14 protein-coding genes are annotated in these 20025 nt (G+C 67.5%); 2 read left to right on the top strand and 12 right to left on the bottom strand.

Annotated features, from left to right (window positions below):
• The first annotated feature begins 60 nt into the window (after nt 1-60).
• Nucleotides 61-624, top strand: coding sequence for a DUF1003 domain-containing protein (locus tag ASC87_RS27750; protein WP_056670802.1), 564 nt, complete (start codon nt 61-63; stop codon nt 622-624).
• A gap of 39 nt (nt 625-663) precedes the next feature.
• Here ASC87_RS27750 and ASC87_RS27755 read toward each other — a convergent pair whose 3' ends face one another.
• The 10 genes from ASC87_RS27755 to ASC87_RS27800 all read right to left on the bottom strand — a co-directional run bounded on the left by ASC87_RS27755 (nt 664) and on the right by ASC87_RS27800 (nt 15654).
• Nucleotides 664-3489 carry a cation-translocating P-type ATPase gene (locus ASC87_RS27755; RefSeq protein WP_056670805.1) on the bottom strand — a complete coding sequence of 942 codons (2826 nt, stop codon included), beginning with the start codon at nt 3487-3489 and terminating at the stop codon, nt 664-666.
• Nucleotides 3490-3541: 52 nt separating this feature from the next.
• On the bottom strand, nt 3542-4615 hold the full coding sequence (locus tag ASC87_RS27760) for an NAD(P)-dependent alcohol dehydrogenase (RefSeq protein WP_056670808.1): 1074 nt from the start codon (nt 4613-4615) through the stop codon (nt 3542-3544).
• A 112-nt stretch (nt 4616-4727) separates the two neighbouring features.
• Nucleotides 4728-6779, bottom strand: coding sequence for a hypothetical protein (locus ASC87_RS27765; RefSeq protein WP_056670811.1), 2052 nt, complete (start codon nt 6777-6779; stop codon nt 4728-4730).
• 290 nt (nt 6780-7069) lie between these two features.
• Entirely contained in the window at nt 7070-8452 is a 1383-nt protein-coding gene (locus ASC87_RS27770) for a chloride channel protein (RefSeq protein WP_056670814.1), read from the bottom strand.
• 88 nt (nt 8453-8540) lie between these two features.
• Nucleotides 8541-9809, bottom strand: a complete 1269-nt coding sequence (locus ASC87_RS27775) for a putative Na+/H+ antiporter (RefSeq protein ID WP_056670817.1) — start codon at nt 9807-9809, stop codon at nt 8541-8543.
• Nucleotides 9810-9947: 138 nt separating this feature from the next.
• Nucleotides 9948-11114: a Gfo/Idh/MocA family protein gene (locus ASC87_RS27780; RefSeq protein WP_056670820.1), complete on the bottom strand. Its 1167-nt coding sequence runs from the start codon at nt 11112-11114 to the stop codon at nt 9948-9950.
• Nucleotides 11111-12175: a sugar phosphate isomerase/epimerase gene (locus ASC87_RS27785; RefSeq protein WP_056670824.1), complete on the bottom strand. Its 1065-nt coding sequence runs from the start codon at nt 12173-12175 to the stop codon at nt 11111-11113. Before ASC87_RS27785 ends, ASC87_RS27780 begins: the two co-directional genes overlap by 4 nt.
• Before the next feature lie 3 nt (nt 12176-12178).
• Entirely contained in the window at nt 12179-13150 is a 972-nt protein-coding gene (locus tag ASC87_RS27790; RefSeq protein WP_056670827.1) for an ABC transporter permease, read from the bottom strand.
• A 9-nt stretch (nt 13151-13159) separates the two neighbouring features.
• Nucleotides 13160-14677 (bottom strand): sugar ABC transporter ATP-binding protein, encoded by a 1518-nt coding sequence (locus tag ASC87_RS27795; RefSeq protein WP_056670830.1) that lies wholly within the window; start codon nt 14675-14677, stop codon nt 13160-13162.
• Nucleotides 14678-14712: 35 nt separating this feature from the next.
• Complete coding sequence (locus tag ASC87_RS27800) at nt 14713-15654, bottom strand: substrate-binding domain-containing protein (protein WP_056670833.1); 942 nt, start codon at nt 15652-15654, stop codon at nt 14713-14715.
• Between the two features lie 227 nt (nt 15655-15881).
• On the opposite strand from ASC87_RS27800, the gene ASC87_RS27805 reads away from it, so the two are divergent.
• Nucleotides 15882-16874 (top strand): LacI family DNA-binding transcriptional regulator, encoded by a 993-nt coding sequence (locus tag ASC87_RS27805; protein WP_056670836.1) that lies wholly within the window; start codon nt 15882-15884, stop codon nt 16872-16874.
• A 79-nt stretch (nt 16875-16953) separates the two neighbouring features.
• Here the strand turns inward: ASC87_RS27805 and chrA are convergent, their stop codons facing one another.
• Both chrA and ASC87_RS27815 read right to left on the bottom strand, forming a co-directional pair.
• Nucleotides 16954-18291: a chromate efflux transporter gene (chrA, locus tag ASC87_RS27810; protein WP_056671164.1), complete on the bottom strand. Its 1338-nt coding sequence runs from the start codon at nt 18289-18291 to the stop codon at nt 16954-16956.
• A gap of 228 nt (nt 18292-18519) precedes the next feature.
• A complete protein-coding gene (locus tag ASC87_RS27815; protein ID WP_056670839.1) occupies nt 18520-20025 on the bottom strand; it encodes a tripartite tricarboxylate transporter permease in 1506 nt (501 codons plus the stop codon).

The following is a 20025-nucleotide window of genomic DNA, read 5'->3' on the forward strand; positions in this document are numbered from 1 at the left end:
GGCATACCTGACGCCCCCGCTGAGTACAGGCATGGCAGCACCAGCAATTCCAGGAACCCCATGCACAAGCCCAATGAGATCCCGTTACAGGTTCCACCTGGCGCCGCCTATGAGACGCTGGATGAGCGAACGCAGAAGGTTGTGAGGCACATCGCCGGACGCAAACATATCGCCCGCAATCTCGCGAACGACTTCAACGCCAAGCCCTCTTTCGGTCAGCGCGCGGCCGACGAAGTGGCAAGCTTCGGTGGAAGCTGGACTTTTGTCGGATTGTTCGCGGCCACGATGGTCGCCTGGGTAGGGCTCAATGCGTTTCTTCTGTGGACACGCGGCAGCACTTTTGATGCCTTTCCCTACATCCTTCTCAATCTGTTCCTGTCCATGCTGGCGGCAATTCAGGCGCCCATCATTCTGATGTCTCAGAACCGACAGTCTCAACGGGATCGCCTCGCCGCGGGGCATGACTACGAGGTCAATCTGAAGGCCGAGATCGAGATCATGCTGTTGCACGAGAAGATCGACCAGTTGAGGGACAAACAATGGGGGGAGTTGCTGGCGATCCAGAGAGAACAAATGGATCTGCTGCGAGTCTTGCTGGAGAAGAACCAACGAGCGACGCCTTGAACTTTGCTATGACGCTGCTCGTCCGCGAGTATCCGCATCTCAAACCGCCCTCGGCTTGTCGGGGGTGAACCGCGGCAATCCAAACCGAATCACCGCTTTGCGCATCTCGCCCGCCCAAAGCACGATGCTTCCCATCGCCAGGCAGACGGACCATTGCTGCAAACTGAGCGGCACCGTGCCGAAAGCGAGATTGAGCGGCTGCAGGTGCACTACCGCCACCTGCAGCAGCACCGAGAAGCCAATGGCGCCCCATAGCCAGCGGTTGACAAACATGCTCCGGAACGCACTCGAGGTTTCGGAACGGGCGTTGAAACAGTTGAACAGCTGAGCCAGCACCAGGACCGTGAAGCCGGCAGTGCGCGCCGTGGCCAGGTCGTCCTCACCCGCAATCAGGCCGCCGGGCAGGTACAGGTCGATCGTCAGCAGCGTCGCAAGCGCCATCACCAGCCCGACCCATACCACGCCCCAAGCCATGCGCACATCGATGGCACGCGCTCCCGGCCTGCGCGGCTGGCGCGCCATCACGTCTTCAGTCCGCGGATCGACGCCCATCGCCAGCGCCGGTCCCGAGTCGGTGATCAGGTTGATCCACAGGATCTGCGTCGCCAGCAGGGGCAGGATCAGGGCGTCACCTTCGTTCGCGCCCAGGCCGATGACGCTGGCGCCAACGACGCCAAGGAAAACGGTCAGCACCTCGCCCATGTTCGACGACAGCAGGTAGCGCAGGAACTTGCGGATGTTGTCGAACAGGGTTCGACCCTCCCGCACTGCGTCCACGATGGTCGCAAAGTTGTCGTCGGCAAGGATCATCTTCGCGGCTTCCTTGGTGACCTCCGTGCCGGTCATCCCCATGGCGACGCCGATGTCCGCCGCTTTGAGCGCAGGGGCGTCGTTGACGCCGTCACCGGTCATCGCGACGACGTTGCCGCTTGCCTGAAGCGCGGCGACGATGCGCAGCTTGTGCGCTGGCGCGACTCGGGCGTAGACCGACACGGTCCGCACGGCGGCCTCGAAGTCGTCCGGGTCGAGACGGTCGAGATCGGCGCCGGTAAGAGCCGCGCCACCGGGCTCGATGATGCCGAGGTCGGCCGCGATCCGCGCCGCGGTGCGCGGATGGTCGCCGGTGATCATGATCACGCGGATGCCGGCGCGGCGCGCTTCTGCGATGGCCGCGGCGGCCTCGGGTCGCGGTGGGTCGATCATGCCTACCGTGCCCACGAAGATCAGCCCCTGCTCGAGATCCTCTGCCGTCGCCGGATCCTCACCGTCCGCCAGTGGTCTGTACGCGACCGCCAGGGTTCGCAGGGCCGCACCGGACAAGCGGTCGACTTCGGCGATCACCCGGGCCCGGGCCGCATCGTCCAAGGCCAACACGTTCATGCCCACGCGCTGGCGGTTGCAGCGCTTCAGCAGGATGTCTGGCGCGCCTTTCGTGATGACGACGAGGGCATCGGCCTGCTCATGGTCGCGCTCGACGGTCGACATCATCTTGCGTTCGGAGCTGAAGGGGATCTCCGCCACCCGCTCGAAGCGCCGCTGCCGCCGTTCGCTGACGCCCAGCTTGCGCTCGGCCACCAGGAAAGCCGCTTCCGTCGGGTCGCCGTGGATTTCCCATTCGCCATCCGGGCGTTGCCGAAGATCGGCATTGCCCGCCAGGCTGCCGCCGCTGAGAACGACGATGCCCTCGCTTCGCGCCGGTCCGTCTGCCATCGGCTTGCCTTGCACCTCTAGTCCGCCCTGCGGCGCGTAGCCCACGCCAGTGACGCGGGTCTCGCCGGAGGCGGTCACGACGCGCTCGATCGTCATCTCGGAGCGGGTCAGGGTGCCGGTCTTGTCGGTGCAGATCACCGACGCCGAGCCCAGCGTCTCGACCGACGACAGCTGCTTGACGACCGCGTTCTTGCGCGCCATGCGCTGCACGCCCATCGCCAGCACGACCGAGAGGATGGCCGGCAGGCCCTCGGGCACGGCGGCGACTGCCAGCGACACACCGAGCAGCAGCACGGTGAGTACGACCGCGGGCGTGTGCACCTCGCTCAGGAACAGCAGCGTCGCGACGATGACGATCGCGATGACGACGACGGCGATGCCCAGCATGCGGCCGATGAGCGCCACTTCTTTCTGCAGCGGCGTTGGCTGCTCTGCAGAGGCGTCGAGCATCCGCGCGATCGCGCCGACCTCGGTGTTCATGCCGGTCGCGGTGACGACGGCCCGGCCGGTGCCTTGCGCGACCGCAGTGCCTTTGAACACCATGTTCAGTCGGTCGGCCAGTGCCGCGGGCGCCCTCAGCGGCGCGAGGTCCTTGACCACCGCCTCGCTTTCGCCGGTGAGCGAGGCTTCCTGGATGCGCAGGTCGGCGCAACGCAGCAGCCGCGCATCGGCGCCCACGGCATCGCCTTCGCCGAGCACGAGCAGGTCGCCGCGGACGATGGCGTCGCTCGGAATGCGCAGCAGCTTGCCGCAGCGCAGCACCGACGAGGTGGCCGCCGTCATTCTCGCCAGCGCCGCGACCGCGTTCGCGGCCCGCGCCTCGTGGAAGAAGCCGAGCAGGGCATTCAGCAGCACGACGAGGCCGATGACGATGGCATCGATCGGCCAGCCGAGGCGGCCTTCGAGGCCCCAGGCGACAAGCGCGATCGCGACCGCGACGAGCAGGAGGTAGACCAAGGGGTCGTTGTACTGCGCCAGCAGGCGGCGCCAGGCGGGCCGGGGTGACGTCGAGCGCAAGGTGTTCGGGCCTTCGGCGGCAAGGCGGCGCGCCGCCTCGGCAGCGTCGAGGCCACGTTCGGTGTCGGTCCCGAGCTCGGCTGCGACATCGGCGGCGGCGCCGAGGGAGCGATCGCCCGCCGGGTCAGGCTGCGTCATGTCATGCGGGCGGCGATGCCGCCGGTTTCCGGGCGAGCTTCACGCCGCGCTTTCAGGGCGTGATCGCGACCTTGAGCACACCATCGCGCTGGTGGCCGAAAAGCTCGTAGGCCGCCTCGATGTCGTCGAGCTTGAACCGGTGCGTCACCATCGCCTCCAAGTCGACTCGCCGCGCCGCGATCAGCGCCATCAGCCGGCGCATGCGCTCCTTGCCGCCGGGGCACAGTGTCGTGACGATCTTGTGGTCACCGAGCCCGGCAGCGAATGGCCCGAGCGGGATCGTCAGGTCGGTCGAGTAGACGCCGAGACTCGACAGTGTTCCGCCAGGGCGCAGCACGCGCAGGCACGCCTCGAAGGTCTGCTGCGTGCCGAGCGCCTCGATCGCCACGTCAACGCCACGTCCGTCGGTGAGGCGCATGATCTCCTCGACCGGATCGACCTTGCTGCCGTCAATGACGTGGTCAGCGCCCATCTTCGTGGAGATGGCCAGGCGGTTGGCCAGCCGGTCGACGCCGATCACCATCGAGGCCCCGCTGAGCTTGGCGCCGGCGGTCGCGCACAGACCGATCGGTCCCTGCGCAAACACCGCCACCGTGTCGCCGATCCGCACACCCGCGCTCTCGGCACCGCTGAGGCCGGTCGACATGATGTCGGGGCACATGAGCACCTGCTCGTCGCTCAGCGAATCGGGAACCGGCGCCAGGTTGGCCATCGCGTCCGGAACGAGCACGTACTCGGCCTGGCAGCCGTCGATGGTGTTGCCGAACTTCCAGCCCCCCATCGCCTTCCAGCCGTGCGCGGTACCGGCACCGTCCTGCGAGCCAACGCCGCACAGACACGCGGTGCTCCAGCCGCTGGGCGTGATCGCCCCTGCGATGACGCGCTGGCCTTCGCTGTAGCCCCGTACCCCCGACCCCAGCTTCTCGATCACGCCGACCGGCTCGTGCCCGATCGTCAGGCCCCGCTCCACGGGGTACTCGCCCTTGAGGATGTGGATGTCGGTGCCGCAGATCGTGGTCGTGGTCACACGCAGCAAAGCGTCTTGCGGACCGACATCGGGAATGGGCTTGTCGTCGAGGACAATTCGTCCGGGCTCGACGAAGATGGCTGCCTTCATCATGGTCATGAGATTTCTCCCGGTGGCGACACGCTGCCGGAAGAATTCCATGACGTGAGCAGGCAGGGTACTCCGATGCCCATACCCATCTTCACGGGTTCACGGATACATGTGGAACCAACTACTGGATGGTGACGAAGAAGCTCGTGCCGTCCTGGCCGCCGACCACCGTCGCGCCGCTGCTGCTGATCGAGCTGAACGCGCCGGTAACACCACCGGCAGCGTTGATCAGCACGAACTTCTGCCCACTCGCATGGCTGCCGCTGAAGCTCAGCGACAAGCGGCCGCCCAGCACCACGGCGCCGGCGACGCTGAGATGGTCGTGGTTGACGCCCGGCGTGGTGCCGTCGATGGCGAGCGTGAGTTGGCCGGCAGCGCCTTGCCGAAAGCCGCCGGCCAGCGTCAGCTCGCGCTGGCCGCTGACCAGGGCCAGCGCCGCGTTGTTGACGACGCTGCCGGTTCCCATCGCATTCGCGCTGCCGGCCCATGTGCTGCCGGCGCTGAGCGTGGTGGCGCCGCTGTAGCTGTTGTTCCGCAGCGTGAGCGCGGCGGCGCCGTTGTGCGCGAGGCTGCCGCTGCCGCTGATGTTGGACAGCGTGATCGCGGTCGTTGTGTTCTGGATGATGAGCTGGCCGTCGTTGACGATCGCGTTGCTCGCCGCGCCGGTGGTTGACTCGGCCGTGAGAAGGCTTGCGTCACCGCTGTACGTGGCCTGCAGCAATGTCGACTTGCCGGTGGTCGCATTGACGGTGATGTAGCGCAGCGGCACGGTCGTTCCCGCACCCAGGCGCAGGATCGCATTGGCGCCGATGGTCGTGGTGCCGTTGTAGTTCTGCGGCTGTGCGAAGGTCACATCGTTGCCCGGCGTCGGCATGATCTTGACGTTGCCCGTGCCGACCGCGCCATCACGGTGTGGCCCGCCACCGCCGCCGGTGATGCCGACATTCAGCGTCACCGGGCCGTTGTAGTTGAAGGCCAGCGTGCTGCCGCGCAGATTGATGTAGGCGTTCTTCTTGCCAAGCGCCGGGTCCACCTCGGCCGGCGATGGTGCCGACGGCAGGAAGAAGTTCGCGTGCGTGCCGTCGCCCCACTGGACGGTGCCGGCGCCGCGTTCGATGTTGATGCCGCGGTAGCTCGCGTCATTGCCGTTGACGTCGTTCGCGCCGCCGCGGTAGATCGTCTTGGCGAAGTTCAGGCTTGGGTCGCTGAGGCCCGGGTTGACCTGGTTCGGCCTGTTGTGCGGGCTGTTGTCGGTGTGGCTATAGACCCCGGACATCACGATGGTGGACGGGCCGATCGCATGGAAGTTGATGTCATTGCCAAAGGCCGCTTCGTAGATGTTCTGCGCCACCCTGACGACGCTGCCCGGCGGGCTCCAGACCAGCCACGACCCTTCGTTCAGGATCGCCTTGGCGTTGGGCACCGACGCGGCAACGTGGTTGCTGCCGAAGTCCTGGCCCGCGGCCAGGGACAGCACGCCCGAGTACGCACCCACCCCGCCTGACGAGTTGCCGCCCCAGACGTCGGCGGCCTGCAAGATGCTGCCGCTGCCGCTGGTCTGGCCAAGGAGCACGAACTGCGCGCTGCTGATGACGAGCGTGCCGTTGTTCAGGATGTTGTTGAGGTTGATCTCGCCATTGACAAGGCTCGCGGCGTTCTTGCTGTCGGACGTGGCGATGATGTTGGGCGAGCTGTCCGCGCTCGTGTTGGTGCCGATCTGGAACGTGACGCCCGCGTCGATCGTCAGCACCGGCGGGTTGATGCCGCTGATGGCCAGCGCATAGCCCGCGCCCGGATAGACCGTCTTCGTGACGACCTGGGCCTGCTGCGCGATGGGCAGCGTGAAGGTGCTGGTCCGCGTGATGATCAGCGTGCTCGCGCTGGCGGTGCCGCCGGCGGGGGTCAAGCGAAGCCTGCCCAGGCCGCTGATGACGCCGGTGTAGGTCGTCGCGCCGGCCGGCAGCTTGATGACCGAGTCGCCGGTCAACGTGACGTCGCGATTGGCGAGGATGTCCGCGGTGATGTCCGCGGCGCCGCCGGCAGTGAGGCCGGGGTCGTCCGCCGTGGAGGACGTGTTGTCGGAACCGCCGCCACCGCCACAGGCCGATGTGAGGACGGCACAGCCGGCAACCAGGAAATTGCGCCGGCTGGCGCCATGGAAAAATGAACTCAAGGAGGCCCCTGCTTCAGTGATGGTCCTAGGATCGGCCCGCTGGTGATCCGTGGGTGGTGTGGCGTTGGGCGAACTGCGCAAGCCCCTGCGCGCTCACGTGCACGTAGCGTGCCGGGCATCACGGTGGGCTCGCCAGCACGGCGAAATGCGCGCATTCTGTCGCAATCTCAGCGTCGGCGTGCCAACGAGCCATCGTCGTCCTGCCAAAGCGACCACATTGGTCCGGCGTGTGACAAAACGCGGCAGCCAAGCACGGATCTCCAGCGGACGAAGCCGGCGCTGGAGCATCTTCAATGCTCGCCATGGCGTGAAGCCCCGATGCGTTCCCCTGCATCCTCAACTGCAGCCTCGAGCGGCGCTGACCTGCCGATGACGCGCCCAACCATGTATTCAGCGAGGGTGTCGTACAGAGGCCGGCTGATCATGCGGGAAACGAGGCTGGCAAGCATTGCAGCCGCCATCAGGCTCAGCACCATGGCGTGTCCGTCAATCATTTCCATCACGATGATGAATGCCGTGAGCGGCGCCTGCGTGACGGCCGCCAGGAACCCGGCCATGCCCATCGCGATCAGGGCTGGCCCGGCATCGCTTTGAACGAGCACCGCTACCGCGTCTCCGATGCCTGCGCCGATGGTGAGCGAGGGCGCGAAGATGCCGCCCGGTACGCCGCACCATGCAGTGATCCACGTGGCAATGAACTTGAGGATCGTGTAGACAGGTGCGAGGCTGTCATGGCCCTGGAGCATCTGCTTGACTGCCTCCGATCCTGCGCCGAAGGTGACGCCACCGGTCACGAGGCCGATGAGCGCCACTGCGAGCCCGCCGATGGCCGCGAAGCGAACGGGAAAGCGTGCTCTCCAGGCGTTCAGTCGGCCGGGGGCGCCTGTCAGCGAGGCGATCAGCAGTCGTGCAAAGAGCCCGCCTGCAGCGCCGCTCAGCAGCGCAACCAGGAGTCCGGGCATGAGTACGTCCCACCCCAGTTGGGGAACGTGAATGACACCGAAGTAGCTGCTGTTGCCAAAGGCAGACACCGCCACGAGACCCGCGAGGACGATGGCTGTGATGATCAATCCGCTGGAGCGGGCCTCGAGTCGGCCTGACAGTTCTTCGATCGCGAACACCACGCCCGCAAGAGGTGCGTTGAACGCCGCCGCGATGCCCGCCGCGCCGCCTGCAACCAAGAGTGCACGTTCGTCGATGACGGAGCCGGGTGACAGCCAGCGCCTGGCATGCTGCATCACGCCTGCGGCGACTTGAACAGACGGCCCCTCGCGGCCGATGGAAAGGCCGGCGGCAAAACCGGCGACACCCAACCCGATCTTGGCGACGGTGAGCTGGAGAGAGGCAAAGACGGAACGCCGGTCCTCGGGCAGGTTCGGGTGCAACGCCGCCTTGATCTGCGGGATTCCCGAGCCGCCCGCCGCAGGGAAGAACCGCAACGTGAACCAGACGATCCCGGCTGTGATCACCGGCGTCGTCAGCAGTACCGCCCAGGGCCAGGTCCGGTAGAAGCGCTGGAACTGGCTGAAAACCCAATCGCTCGCCACCGTGAAGCCGACGACGAAGAGTCCCGCAGCGATTGCGCACCCCAGGACAATCGCCCGATCGAGCCAGACGCGCCCGCTCGAAAACTCGGCTCGCAAATGCTCAAGAAAATCCGGCTCGCGGTTCATATCGGACCTGTTCGGAGAAGTGCCGGGTGATGTTCGAGCAAGACCTGCGCCTGACGTTCACCTGACAGGGTCAGCATTGCCTGTCCCGCTACAGCACCAGGAATGCGAGTACTGCGACCAGTGTTGGTGCCAGCGCGCCAAGCAGAAGCCCGCCCGCACCAATCGATTCGTCCGAGAATCCGCGCTTGAGGAGTGCAACCCCGGCAGGGTTCGGTGCATTGGCGATGACGGTCAGGCCGCCACCGGCCACAGCGCCGGCCACGAGCATGTACTTGGCCTCTGCCGAGATGCCTGCGATCAATGAGCCCAGGTAGGTCAGCGCCGCGTTGTCGGTGATGGCTGTGAGGCCGACTGCGCCAAAGAACAAGGCCTTCGGGGAGAGGCTCGTGACGATCGGCTGCAGCCACCACTGCTGCAGCCCCCCGAGCACCACCAGGCCCGCCAGGAAAAATCCGACGAGGAGCGCCTCCTTGATGATGAGCTGGCTCTGGTATCGCTCGTACGCTTGTGTGAAGCCCAGGAACATCAGGAAGAGGCCGAGAAATGCCACGGGATGATGGGCGAACATCACGACGGCGGCCAGGAAGAACATGTGCACGCCAACCACGGCCAATGGAACCCGGCGGTGGGCGGGCTGCTGCGGGTCCTCCTTGACGGCCGGGCGCAGGTGCTGGCGCAACATCCACGTGGCCAGGCTGGCGTTCACGAGAACCGCGATGGCCGCCTTCCACCCGAACGTCACGAACATGTGGCCGCTGTCCCACTGCCACGTGGAAGCCACCATCAGAACGGGGGGCGCGGCATAGGAGGTCAACGTGCCGCCGATGGAGACGTTGACGAACAGCACGCCCAGGGCCAGATACTTCAACCTTTCGGGAATGCCATCCCTGAAGACCTGCGGCGCGAGCATCAGAGCAGCGATTGTCATGGCAGCCGGCTCCGTGACGAGAGAGCCCAGAAGCGGAACAGCTGCCAGCCCCAACCACGCCGTGGCCACCTCGGTTCTCAACGGCACCGTTCTCGCCAGGGCATTCACGGAGGCCAAGACCGCCTGCAGGATGGGTCGCGACGCCGCCACCACCATCACGACAAACACGAACAGCGGTTCCGTGTACTGGCGCGATTCTGCGTATTCGAGCGCGCTGCTTCCTCCGGAAACCAGAGCCATTCCGAGCACGAGCACGATGGCCCAGAAACCGAAGACCACTTCGACCTCGCCGAGGAGGTGAAACAGGCCGGCATGTTTCGGGAATCGATGCGAGAGTCGCTCGAGGAGTTTGGCCGCGAAGGTATGGACGAGGGCAGCGGCGAAGATGGCGGCGGCGAGGCCCTGGACAGTTTCGTTGGGCAAGGTCATGGCGTGTTCAGTCCGCGTGGCGGCCCGACCATCGCATGAACCTGCCTCACCGCAACTCGCAGCAAGACACCCGGTGCGATTCTATGCGTGATCCTCGGCGCCGTTCCCTGGCCGGGCGGGCTTCCTCAGTGCCCTGGATCACGCACCCTCGACCTCGGTCCAGCCCCCGCCTTCCGCCGCACTGCGCAACACCGCCGCGACGAAGGCGAGGCCCTGCACCCCATCGGCCACCATGCTCAGGTCGGCCGCTTCGGCCGGCACCGCCTGGCCCGCGTGCCGGGCGCGGATCACCAGCGCCGCGTCGCGGTACAGCTGGGCGAAGGCCTCGATGAATCCTTCCGGATGCCCGCCCGGCAAGCGCAGGTGTTCGGTGACACCCGCGGGTGTGCGGCCGCGCCGCAGCCGGGTTTCATCACCGCCCTGGTCGCGCAACAGCAGTTCGTCGGGGCGTTGCTGGTCGAACTCGAGGCTCGCCCGGTCGCCGTGGACCCGCAGCCGCAGGCCGTTGGCCGCGCCACTGGCCACCTGGCTGGCCCACAGCGTGCCCCGCACCCCGTGGTCGAACCGGAGCATGGCCTGGACATGGTCGTCGATCTGCCGGCCGGGCACGAGCGTGCTCAGCTCGGCACACACGGCGCGGGCGGTGAGCCCGGTGACGAAACAGGCCAGGTGGTACGCGTGGGTGCCGATGTCGCCCAGGCAGCCGGCGTTGCCGGCCAACGCCGGGTCGGTGCGCCAGGCGGCCTGCTTCTGGCCGGTGGTCTCGATGGGAGCGCTCAACCAGTCCTGCGCGTACTCGACCTGGATGGCCCGCAGCGCACCGAGCCGCCCTGCCCGCACCAGCGCGCGTGCACGCCGCACCATCGGGTAGCCGCTGTAGTTGTACGTGACGGCGAAGAAGCGCCCGTTCGCGCGCGCCGCGGCCGCGAGGGATCGCCCCTCGGCCAGGGTCAGCGCGAGGGGCTTGTCGCAGATGACGTCGATGCCGGCGTCGAGGAAGGCCATCGCCACCGGGGCGTGCAGGTGGTTGGGGGTCACGATCGCCACCGCGTCGATGCCGTCGGTGCGCCCGGCCTCGCGCCGCGCCATCTCGGCATAGTCGGTGTAGCTGCGGTCCGCGTCGAGCCGCAGCAGCGCGGCGCTCGACCGGGCGCGTTCGGCGTCCGCCGACAACGCGCCGGCCACCAGTTCCCATTCGTCGTCGAGCCGGGCCGCGATGCGGTGCACGTTGCCGATGAACGCACCCGCGCCACCACCCACCATGCCGAGCCGCAGGCGCCGCGGTGTGCCGAGGATGCCGCTCATGTGGAAAGCCCCATCAGTTGGCGCAGCTGCGCGACATCGGCCTGCGCGCCGGCGAAGTCGTCGAACGCCCGCTCGGTGCGGCGGATCAGGTGGTCGCGGATGAAAGCCGCGCCCTCGCGCGCCCCATCCTCGGGGTGTTTCAGGCAGCACTCCCATTCGAGCACGGCCCAGCCTCCGATGCCGTGTTGGGCGAACTTGCTGAAGATCGCGGTGAAGTCGATCTGGCCATCGCCGAGGGAACGGAAGCGCCCTGCCCGGTCGAGCCATGGCGCATAGCCACCGTACACCCCCTGTCGTGCGCTCGGGCGGAACTCGGCGTCCTTCACGTGGAATGCGCCGATGCGGTCGTGGTACACGTCGATGAAGCCGAGGTAGTCCATCTGCTGCAGCAGCATGTGGCTCGGGTCGTAGAGGATGCGGGCGCGCGGGTGCTGGTCCACCGCGTCGAGGAAGCGCTCGAACGTGGTGCCGTCGAAGAGGTCCTCGCCCGGGTGCAACTCGTAGCAGACATCCGTGCCGGCCTCGGCGAACGCGTCCAGCACGGGCCGCCAGCGGCGGGCCAGTTCGGCGAAGGCTGTTTCCACGAGGCCCGCGGGCCGCGCAGGCCACGGGTACAGATAGGGCCATGCGAGGGCGCCAGAGAACGTCACGTGCGACGTCAGCCCGAGCCGGCGGGACGCACGGGCGGCGAGCCGCAGCTGCGCCTCGGCCCAGGCGGTGCGGTCGGCCGGGCGGCCACGCACCGCCGGATCGGCAAAACCGTCGAACAGCGTGTCGTATGCGGGATGCACGGCCAGCAACTGGCCCTGCAGGTGCGTCGACAGCTCGCTGACGACGAGGCCGTGTGCCGCGAGCCGGCCCTGCACGTCGTCGCAGTACGCCTGGCTTGTCGCCGCGAGGGCGAGGTCGAAGATGTGCGGCGTGCTCGTCGGGATCTGCAGCGCGCGGTAACCGAGGCCCGCGGCCCAGCCGGCCAGGCCGTCGAGGGTGTCGAACGGGGGCGCCGTGCCGATGAACTGGGCGAGGAAGAGGCCGGGGCCCTTCAGCGTGGTGGCGTTCACGTGTCAGTCCTTTTTCTGTACCAGCACGGCAAGCACGATGATCAGGCCCTTGACCATGCCTTGCAGGTAGGGCGACACGTTCATCAGGTTCAGTGCGTTGTTGAGGATGCCGAGGATGAGCACCCCGATCACGGTACCGATGACCTTCCCGCGGCCGCCGGACATGCGCGTGCCGCCGATGATCACGGCGGCGATGGCGTCCAGCTCGTAGGCAAGGCCCGAGTTGGCCGACGAGATCGAATTGAGCCGCGACGATTCGAGCACCGCGCCCAGCGCAGCGAGGCCACCGCACAGCGTGTAGACCGCGAACTTGACGCCGGCGACCGGCAACGCCGACAGGCGCGAGGCCCGCTCATTGCTGCCCACCGCGTAGACGTAGCGGCCGAACACCGAATGGGCCATCACCAGGTGCAGCGTGATCGCGGCGAGGCCGAACAGCCAGATCGGCGTGGCCAGCCCCAGCCACTGCGAGTTGGCGATGTTGCCGTAGGCCTCGTTCGCATTCGACACGCTGCCGCCGTCGGCGATGTACAGGATCAGCGACCGGGCAGCGGCGAGCATGCCCAGGGTCGCGATGAACGGGGGTAGCCTGCCCCACGTGATGAGCAGCCCGTTCACCGCGCCGGCCAGCAGGCCGGTGGCGAGCCCGGCGGCCACGCCGAGCCAGGGTTGCTCGGTCAGGCCGAGGGTCCAGAGCGCCGCGCCCCCGGACAGCGCGAGCACCGCGCCCACCGACAGGTCGATGCCGCCGACGATGATCACGAGTGTCATCCCCAGCGCCACGATGCCGATGACACTCACCTGCCGCACGATGTTCAGCAGGTTCTGGGGGGTGGCGAACTGCGGGCTCGTGAAGGCCGCGAACAGCACCACCGCCACGAGGGCGGCGGCGGCACTGTAGTCCGACCAGAGACGGGTGCCGTGGGTGCGCCACGCGGGCGCCGACGGTGGGAGGGTGGCAACGGGAGCGTTCATGATGGCTGTTCAACAAGGGGGTGGAATCGATCCGGTGCCCACGCCGGTGGCGCAGCGGATCACGGTGTCTTCTTCGACCTGGGCGTTGGTGAGTTCGGCGACGATGCGCCCGCGGTAGAACACCAGCACGCGGTCGCACACCTGCTGCAACTCGGCGATCTCGGCGCTCGACACGACCACGGCCTTGCCCTGCCCGGCCAGGTCGCGGATGAGCGGGTAGATCTCGGCCTTGGCACCCACGTCGATGCCTTGCGTGGGGTTGTCGAGCACCAGCACCGGCGCGCCTGTGGCCAGCCACTTGGCGAGGATGACCTTCTGCTGGTTGCCGCCCGACAGGCTGGTGATCGGGTCGTCCAGGTGGTGCAGCTTGATGCGCAGCTGCTCGCGCGCGGCCTGGGCCCTCGTCCGCTCGGCCCGGGCGCCGATCACGCCCCAGCGGGCCACTGCCGACAGCGCGCTGATCGACTGGTTCTGCTGGATCGACAGGTCCTTCAGGATGCTGTTTTCCTTGCGGTTGCGCGGCACGAGCCCGAGGCCCTGGCGCAGCGCCGCGCGCGGTGAACGCGGCGCGCGGGTGTGTCCGGCGATGGCGATGCTGCCGGCGGCGGGAGCCACGTTGCCACACAGCGTGTCGATCAGTTCGGCGCGGCCGTCGCCGGCCAGGCCGGTCAGGCCCACGACCTCGCCGGCGTAGACCTTGAAACCCACGCCGTTCACCCCGGGGGCACGCAACCCTTCCACGGTCAGCAACGGCCCGCCCACGGTCTGCAGCGTGGGTGCCGTGCGCGATGCCAGGGCCGCGCCCACCATGGCGTCGGCCAGCCGGTGCTCGTCGGTGTGCGACACCTCGCCAGAGGCCACCACCCGGCCGTCGCGCAACACGGTGTAGCGGTCGCACACGCGCATCACCTCGCGCAGCTTGTGCGAGATGTAGATCATCGCGACGCCGTGTTCGCGGAGTTGCCGCATGCAGGCGAACAGCTGTTCCACTTCGTGTTCGGCGAGCGCGGTGGTGGGCTCGTCCATGATCACGACCCGCGCGTCGAACAGCAAGGCACGGGCAATCTCGACGAACTGCTTGTGTGCCGCGTCGAGCGAGCCCACCACGGTGTCGGGGTGCAGCTCGACGCCGAGCCGCTGCAGCACGTCGGCCGCCCGCCGCCGCATGGGGCCGGCCTGGCGGAAGCCCGCCGCGCGCAGTTCGCGGCCGAGGAACAGGTTCTCCCAGACGTTGAGGTCGTTGATGAGGTTGAGTTCCTGGTGGATGAACGCCACCCCGGCCCGCTGCGCGCTGCGCGGGGTGCGCAGGTCGGCCGTCGGGCCGTCGATGGTGACCGTGCCGCGCACGGGGGCGACCACCCCGCCCAGCACGTTCATCAGCGACGACTTGCCGGCGCCGTTTTCACCCAGCAGCGCGTGGATCTCCGCGGGCGCGAGCTGCAGGTCCACGCCATGCAGCACCTGGACCGGCCCGTACGCGACGGCGATGCCGCGCATGTCCAGGCGAGGGGTGGGCGGCGTGGTCATCGCAAGAGCCGTTGGGAAAGCGGTTGCCTGCACGGTCAGTAGTTCGCCTTGGTGTCGTACAGCGTGGCCACGTTGTCCGCGGTCACGCCCGACGCCGGGATGGTGATCACCTTGCTCGCCGGCGCCTTGCCACGCGCCACGTCCACCGCCACCTTGACGGCGTCCTTGACCATCAGCGGCGAGTAGATGAAGGTGGCCTTCATCAGCGGGTCCTTGTCGGCGATGAGCTTGTAGACGGCCTTGCTGCCACCGGCGCCGGTCACCACCTTGATGTCGGTGCGCCGGGCCTCGCGGATGGCCTGCAGCACGCCGAGCGCCATCTCGTCGTCGTGCGTGTACACCGCGTCGATCTTCGGGTGCTGTTGCAGCAGGTTCTGCATCACGTTCAGCGACTTCTCGCGCTGGAAGTCGCCCGCCTGGCTGGCGATGACCTTCAGGCCCGGGTACGACTTCGCCACGGCGTCGCGAAACCCCTGCGAGCGCTGCGTGGTGACGCTGGCAGGCACCCCGATGATCTCGACCACGCTGCCGCTGCCACCGAGCGCCTGGCCGATGTAGGCCGCGGCGTTGGTGCCGATGCCCACGTTGTCGCCCTTGATCAGCGCCGCGTAGTCGTCCGTCTTGACCTCGCGGTCCACGATGATCAGCGGGATCCTGGCCGCCTTCAGCTTCGCGGCCGCGCGGGTCATCGCATCGGTCTCGATGGGGAGCATCACCACGGCCCCCACGTTCTTGGCGATCAGGTCCTCGATGTCGTTGGTCTGCTTGTTCGGGTCAGACGCGGTCGTCATCACGTGGCGGATGCCGCTGGCCTTGGCCTGGTCCTGGGCGTTCTTGATGACCGCCCCCATCCAGCCGTGCGTGGCGGACGGGAACGACATGCCGATGGTCACGTCCTGCGCGAAGGCGGCCTGCGGGACGTGCAGGCCGGCAACGACGGCGAGCACGGAGACGAGTGAGAAATGGCGGCGCTGCATGGTCTTCGTTCCTCGGTTCGGATGGAAGTCGGGGTGTTCCGTGAACCGGCCGGAATCACCTCGTGGGATCGAACAAGGCGAAGGGTAAGCGCTTTCCCAAATGCGCCGAATCCGGGTAAACACCAGCCGCCATCCATGCCTCCTGCGCCCTCCTCTCCTACGACATGGCGTGACGGACAGGTGATAATCTGCGGGAAAATGTTTTCCCATACACACCAGGCACTGCCATGAAGAAGCTTCCGTCGATCAACGCCGTTGCCGAGCGGGCCGGGGTGTCGATCGCCACCGTGTCACGGGTGCTGAACAACAGCAAACCGGTCGGCGACGACACGCGCCAGCGTGTCGAGGCGGCCGTGGCCGCCCTGGGGTTCCGGGCCAACGCATTCGGCCGCAACCTGGCGCGGGCGCGCAGCAACCTGCTGTTCGTGCTGGTGCCCGACGTGGCCAACCCCTTCTATGCGCAGATCGTGCAGGGGGTGGAGTCGGTGGCACGCCAGCGTGGGTACAAGATCGTGCTGGCCGACACCTCGGGCGAGGCGGCGCCACACACCACGGGCCTCGACGCGCTGTACGACCGGCTCGCCGACGGCGTGATCAGCCTCGCCCCGTTGGGCGAGAGCGAACCGGTGCTGCAGGAATTGCGGCGGCTGCCGTGGGTCGCGTGCTCCGAGTTCGTGCCCGATGCGCAGGTGCCCTACGTCAGCATCGACCACCGCCAGGCGGCGATCGATGCGGTGCAATACCTGTTGAACCGCGGGCACCGGCGCATTGCGCTGATTGCTGCGGACGAAAGCTTCCGCTGGGCCCGCCAGCGCCACGAGGGTTATGCGCTGGCACTCGAGCGCGCGGGCCTCGCGGTCGACCCGGCGCTCGTGCGCATCGCGCCAGGCACCGACTTCGCGATGGGCGCGCAAGAGGCCGGCGCCCTCCTCTCGCTGCAGGAGCCGCCCACCGCGGTATTCGCGGTGTCGGACACGCTGGCCATCGGCGCCATCAAGGCGTTCAGCCGCGCCGGGCGGCGCGTGCCGCAGGACATCGCCGTGATGGGCTTCGACAACATCCCGTTGTCCGAAGTGTTCGAGCCCGGCCTCACGACGATCGGCCAGCCGATGCGCGAGCTGGGCGCGGCCGCCACCGAGATGCTGCTGGAGCGGCTGGCCGGCGGCGAGCCGGTGTCACGCACGCTGCCCCACACGTTGCTGGTGCGCGAGTCGGCTTGAGGCTTCGCCCTGGAACGCGGACAGGCACGATCAATGCCTTTCGCTGCGGCGCGGGAAGGCGTCGAACCTGCCTTTGAACTCAGCGCGCAATCCAACCGAACTGCCCCATCAACAAGCCGATGGTTGCACAGGCGCCGAGCAAGGGGATGACACCGACCTTGAATCGAAACAACGCAATGCCCGCGCCAATGGCGATCAGCGCGGACACGGCATCGAATCGGCCGGCGAACCCGTGCGGCCAAAGCACGTGATAGGCAAAGAACAGCGCAAGGTTGAGGATCACACCGACGACCGCTGCCGTGATGGCGGTCAGGGGCGCCGTGAACTTCAGGTTGCCATGCGTGGACTCGACCAGCGGCCCCCCCGCGAGAATGAAAACGAAGGACGGCAGGAAGGTGAAGAAGGTGACGACGCAGGCCGCGGACGCGGCGCCGACGAACAGGGCATCAGGGCCGAACACCTGCTTGAGCCAGCCCCCCACGAAGCCGACGAACGCCACCACCATGATCAGCGGGCCGGGAGTGGTTTCGCCAAGCGCCAGGCCGTCGATCATCTGGGCACCGCTGAGCCACTGGTGGTGCTCGACTGCCCCTTGGTACACATAGGGGAGCACCGCGTAGGCGCCCCCGAAGGTCAGCATCGCCGCCTTGGTGAAGAACCACCCCATCTGCGTCAACGTGCCATCGATGCCCCACTGCGTGACCAGGAACGCCATCGCCGCCAGCCACAGGCCGATGCCCGCGAGCAGTACCCGCGCCAGGCCGCTGCGGGTGAACAAGGCATGTGCGGGCGTCGGCGTATCGTCATCGATGATCGCCGGACCGTAACCCTGCCTGGCGCCGCCGTGCCCGCCACCGACCACGAAGACGGCCGGGGCCACGCGGCCACCGACATGGCCCACCACGGCAGCGATCAGCACGATCAAGGGGAACGGGACATCCAGCGCGAAGATCGCCACAAAGGCCGCCGCGGCAATGCCCCAGAGCCAACCGTTCTTGAGCGCCCGCGTGCCGATGCGATGGGCGGCGTGCACCACGAGGGCCGTCACCGCTGGCTTGATGCCATGGAAGACGCCGGCCACGACAGCCACGTGCCCGTAGGCGATGTAGATCCAGGAGAGCGCCACCAGGATGAACAGCGAGGGAAGCACGAACAGGGCACCTGCCACGATGCCACCCCGGCTGCGGTGCATCAGCCAACCGATGTAGGTGGCGAGCTGTTGAGCCTCCGGCCCCGGCAGCAACATGCAGTAGTTCAGCGCGTGCAGGAAGCGCTTCTCGCTGATCCAACGCCGGCGCTCCACCAGTTCGGTGTGCATGATGGCGATTTGACCGGCGGGCCCGCCGAAGCTGATGAACCCCAACTTCAACCAGAAGCCCACCGCCTCCCAGAAGCTGATCGGCGGGGGCGTGTTCATGACTTGCGGCTTCGATCGGTTGGACACCGCCGATGTGTCTTGAACCAGCGGAACTTCGCTTTCGGGGTGCGAATCAACCATGCGCTGGCGAGCCTCGGGATGGGGTGTTCAGTGGCATCCACTTCATGAAGTAGATGTTACTACCCGCGATAGGCGTCGCTACATCTTCTCCAGCCCCAAGGCGCCGCCACGGAGAACGGAGGGGAACGCCGTTCCCCTCCCAATCTCTCAGGCCACCGCCAGCGTCTCGCGGGTACGCCGGAGCCGCTTGAGGATGACCGGCAGCACGACCACCGCCACGCAGATCACCAGCACGGTGAGGGACAGCGGGCGTTCCACGAACACGCTGAGCTTGCCCTCCCCGATCGACATCGCGTTGCGGAAGTGCGCCTCGGCCATGGGCCCGAGGATCATGCCGACGATCACCGGCGCGGTCGGAAGGTCGAGGCGCCGCATCAACACACCCATCAGTCCGATGCCGAACAGCAGGTAGAGGTCGAAGGCCGACTGCCGCATGCCGTAGACACCCACCGTCGCGAAGACGAGGATGCCGGCGTACAGCCAATGGCGCGGGATCTTCAGCAGCTTGACCCACAGGCCGACCAGCGGCAGGTTGAGCACGAGGAGCATCACGTTGCCGATGTAGAGCGACGCGATCAGCGCCCACACCAGCGCGCTGGACGTGGTGAACAGCTGCGGCCCGGTGGTGATGCCGTAGTTCTGGAAGGCCGACAGCAGCACCGCCGCGGTGGTGGACGTGGGGATGCCCAGCGTCAGCAACGGCACCAGCACGCCGGCGGCAGTGGCATTGTTCGCCGCTTCGGGCCCCGCCACCCCCTCGATCGCGCCCACGGTGCCGAACTCGCCGCGGTGCTTCGAGAGCTTCTTCTCGGTCGCATAGGACAGGAACGTCGGGATCTCCGAGCCCCCTGCCGGCATCGTGCCGAACGGGAACCCGAGGAAGGTGCCCCGCAGCCACGCCGGCCAGGACCGCTTCCAGTCGTCGCGTGTCATGTAGAGCGACGTCATCTTGTTCCGCGTCTCGACGATGCGGCCTTCGTAGAGCCCGTAGTACAGGGCCTCGCCCACCGCGAACAGGCCCACCGCCATCAGCGTGACCTCGATGCGGTCGACCAACTCGGGAATCCCGAGCGTGTACCGCGCGGCGCCGGAGATCTCGTCGATGCCGACCAGCCCGATGGCCAGGCCCACGGCCAGCGAGCACATGCCACGCAGCACGCTGGCGCCCAGCACGGCGGACACCGTGACGAAGGCCAGCACCATCAGCGCGAAGTTCTCGGGCGGGCCGAAGTGCAGCGCCACCTCGGCGAGACGGGGCGCGAAGACGGTCAGCAGCACGGTGGCCACCGTGCCCGCAAAGAACGAACCGATGGCCGCCGTGGCCAGCGCCGCGCCGGCCCGGCCGTTCTTGGCCATGAGGTTGCCCTCCATGGCCGTCACCATCGAGGCGGTTTCACCCGGTGTGTTCAGCAGGATCGAGGTGGTGGAACCACCGTACATGGCGCCGTAGTAGATGCCGGCGAACATGATCATCGAGGCGGTGGGCTCGACCTGCGTGGTCAACGGCAGCAGCATGGCCACGGCCAGCGCGGGCCCGATGCCGGGCAGCACGCCCACGGCGGTGCCCACGAGGCAGCCCACGAAGGCCCACATCAGGTTGATGGGCGTGGCCGCGACGGCAAAGCCATTGAGGAGGGAAGTCCAGACGTCCAT

The sequence above is a fragment of the Rhizobacter sp. Root1221 genome, from assembly GCF_001425785.1.
Taxonomy (GTDB): domain Bacteria; phylum Pseudomonadota; class Gammaproteobacteria; order Burkholderiales; family Burkholderiaceae_C; genus Rhizobacter.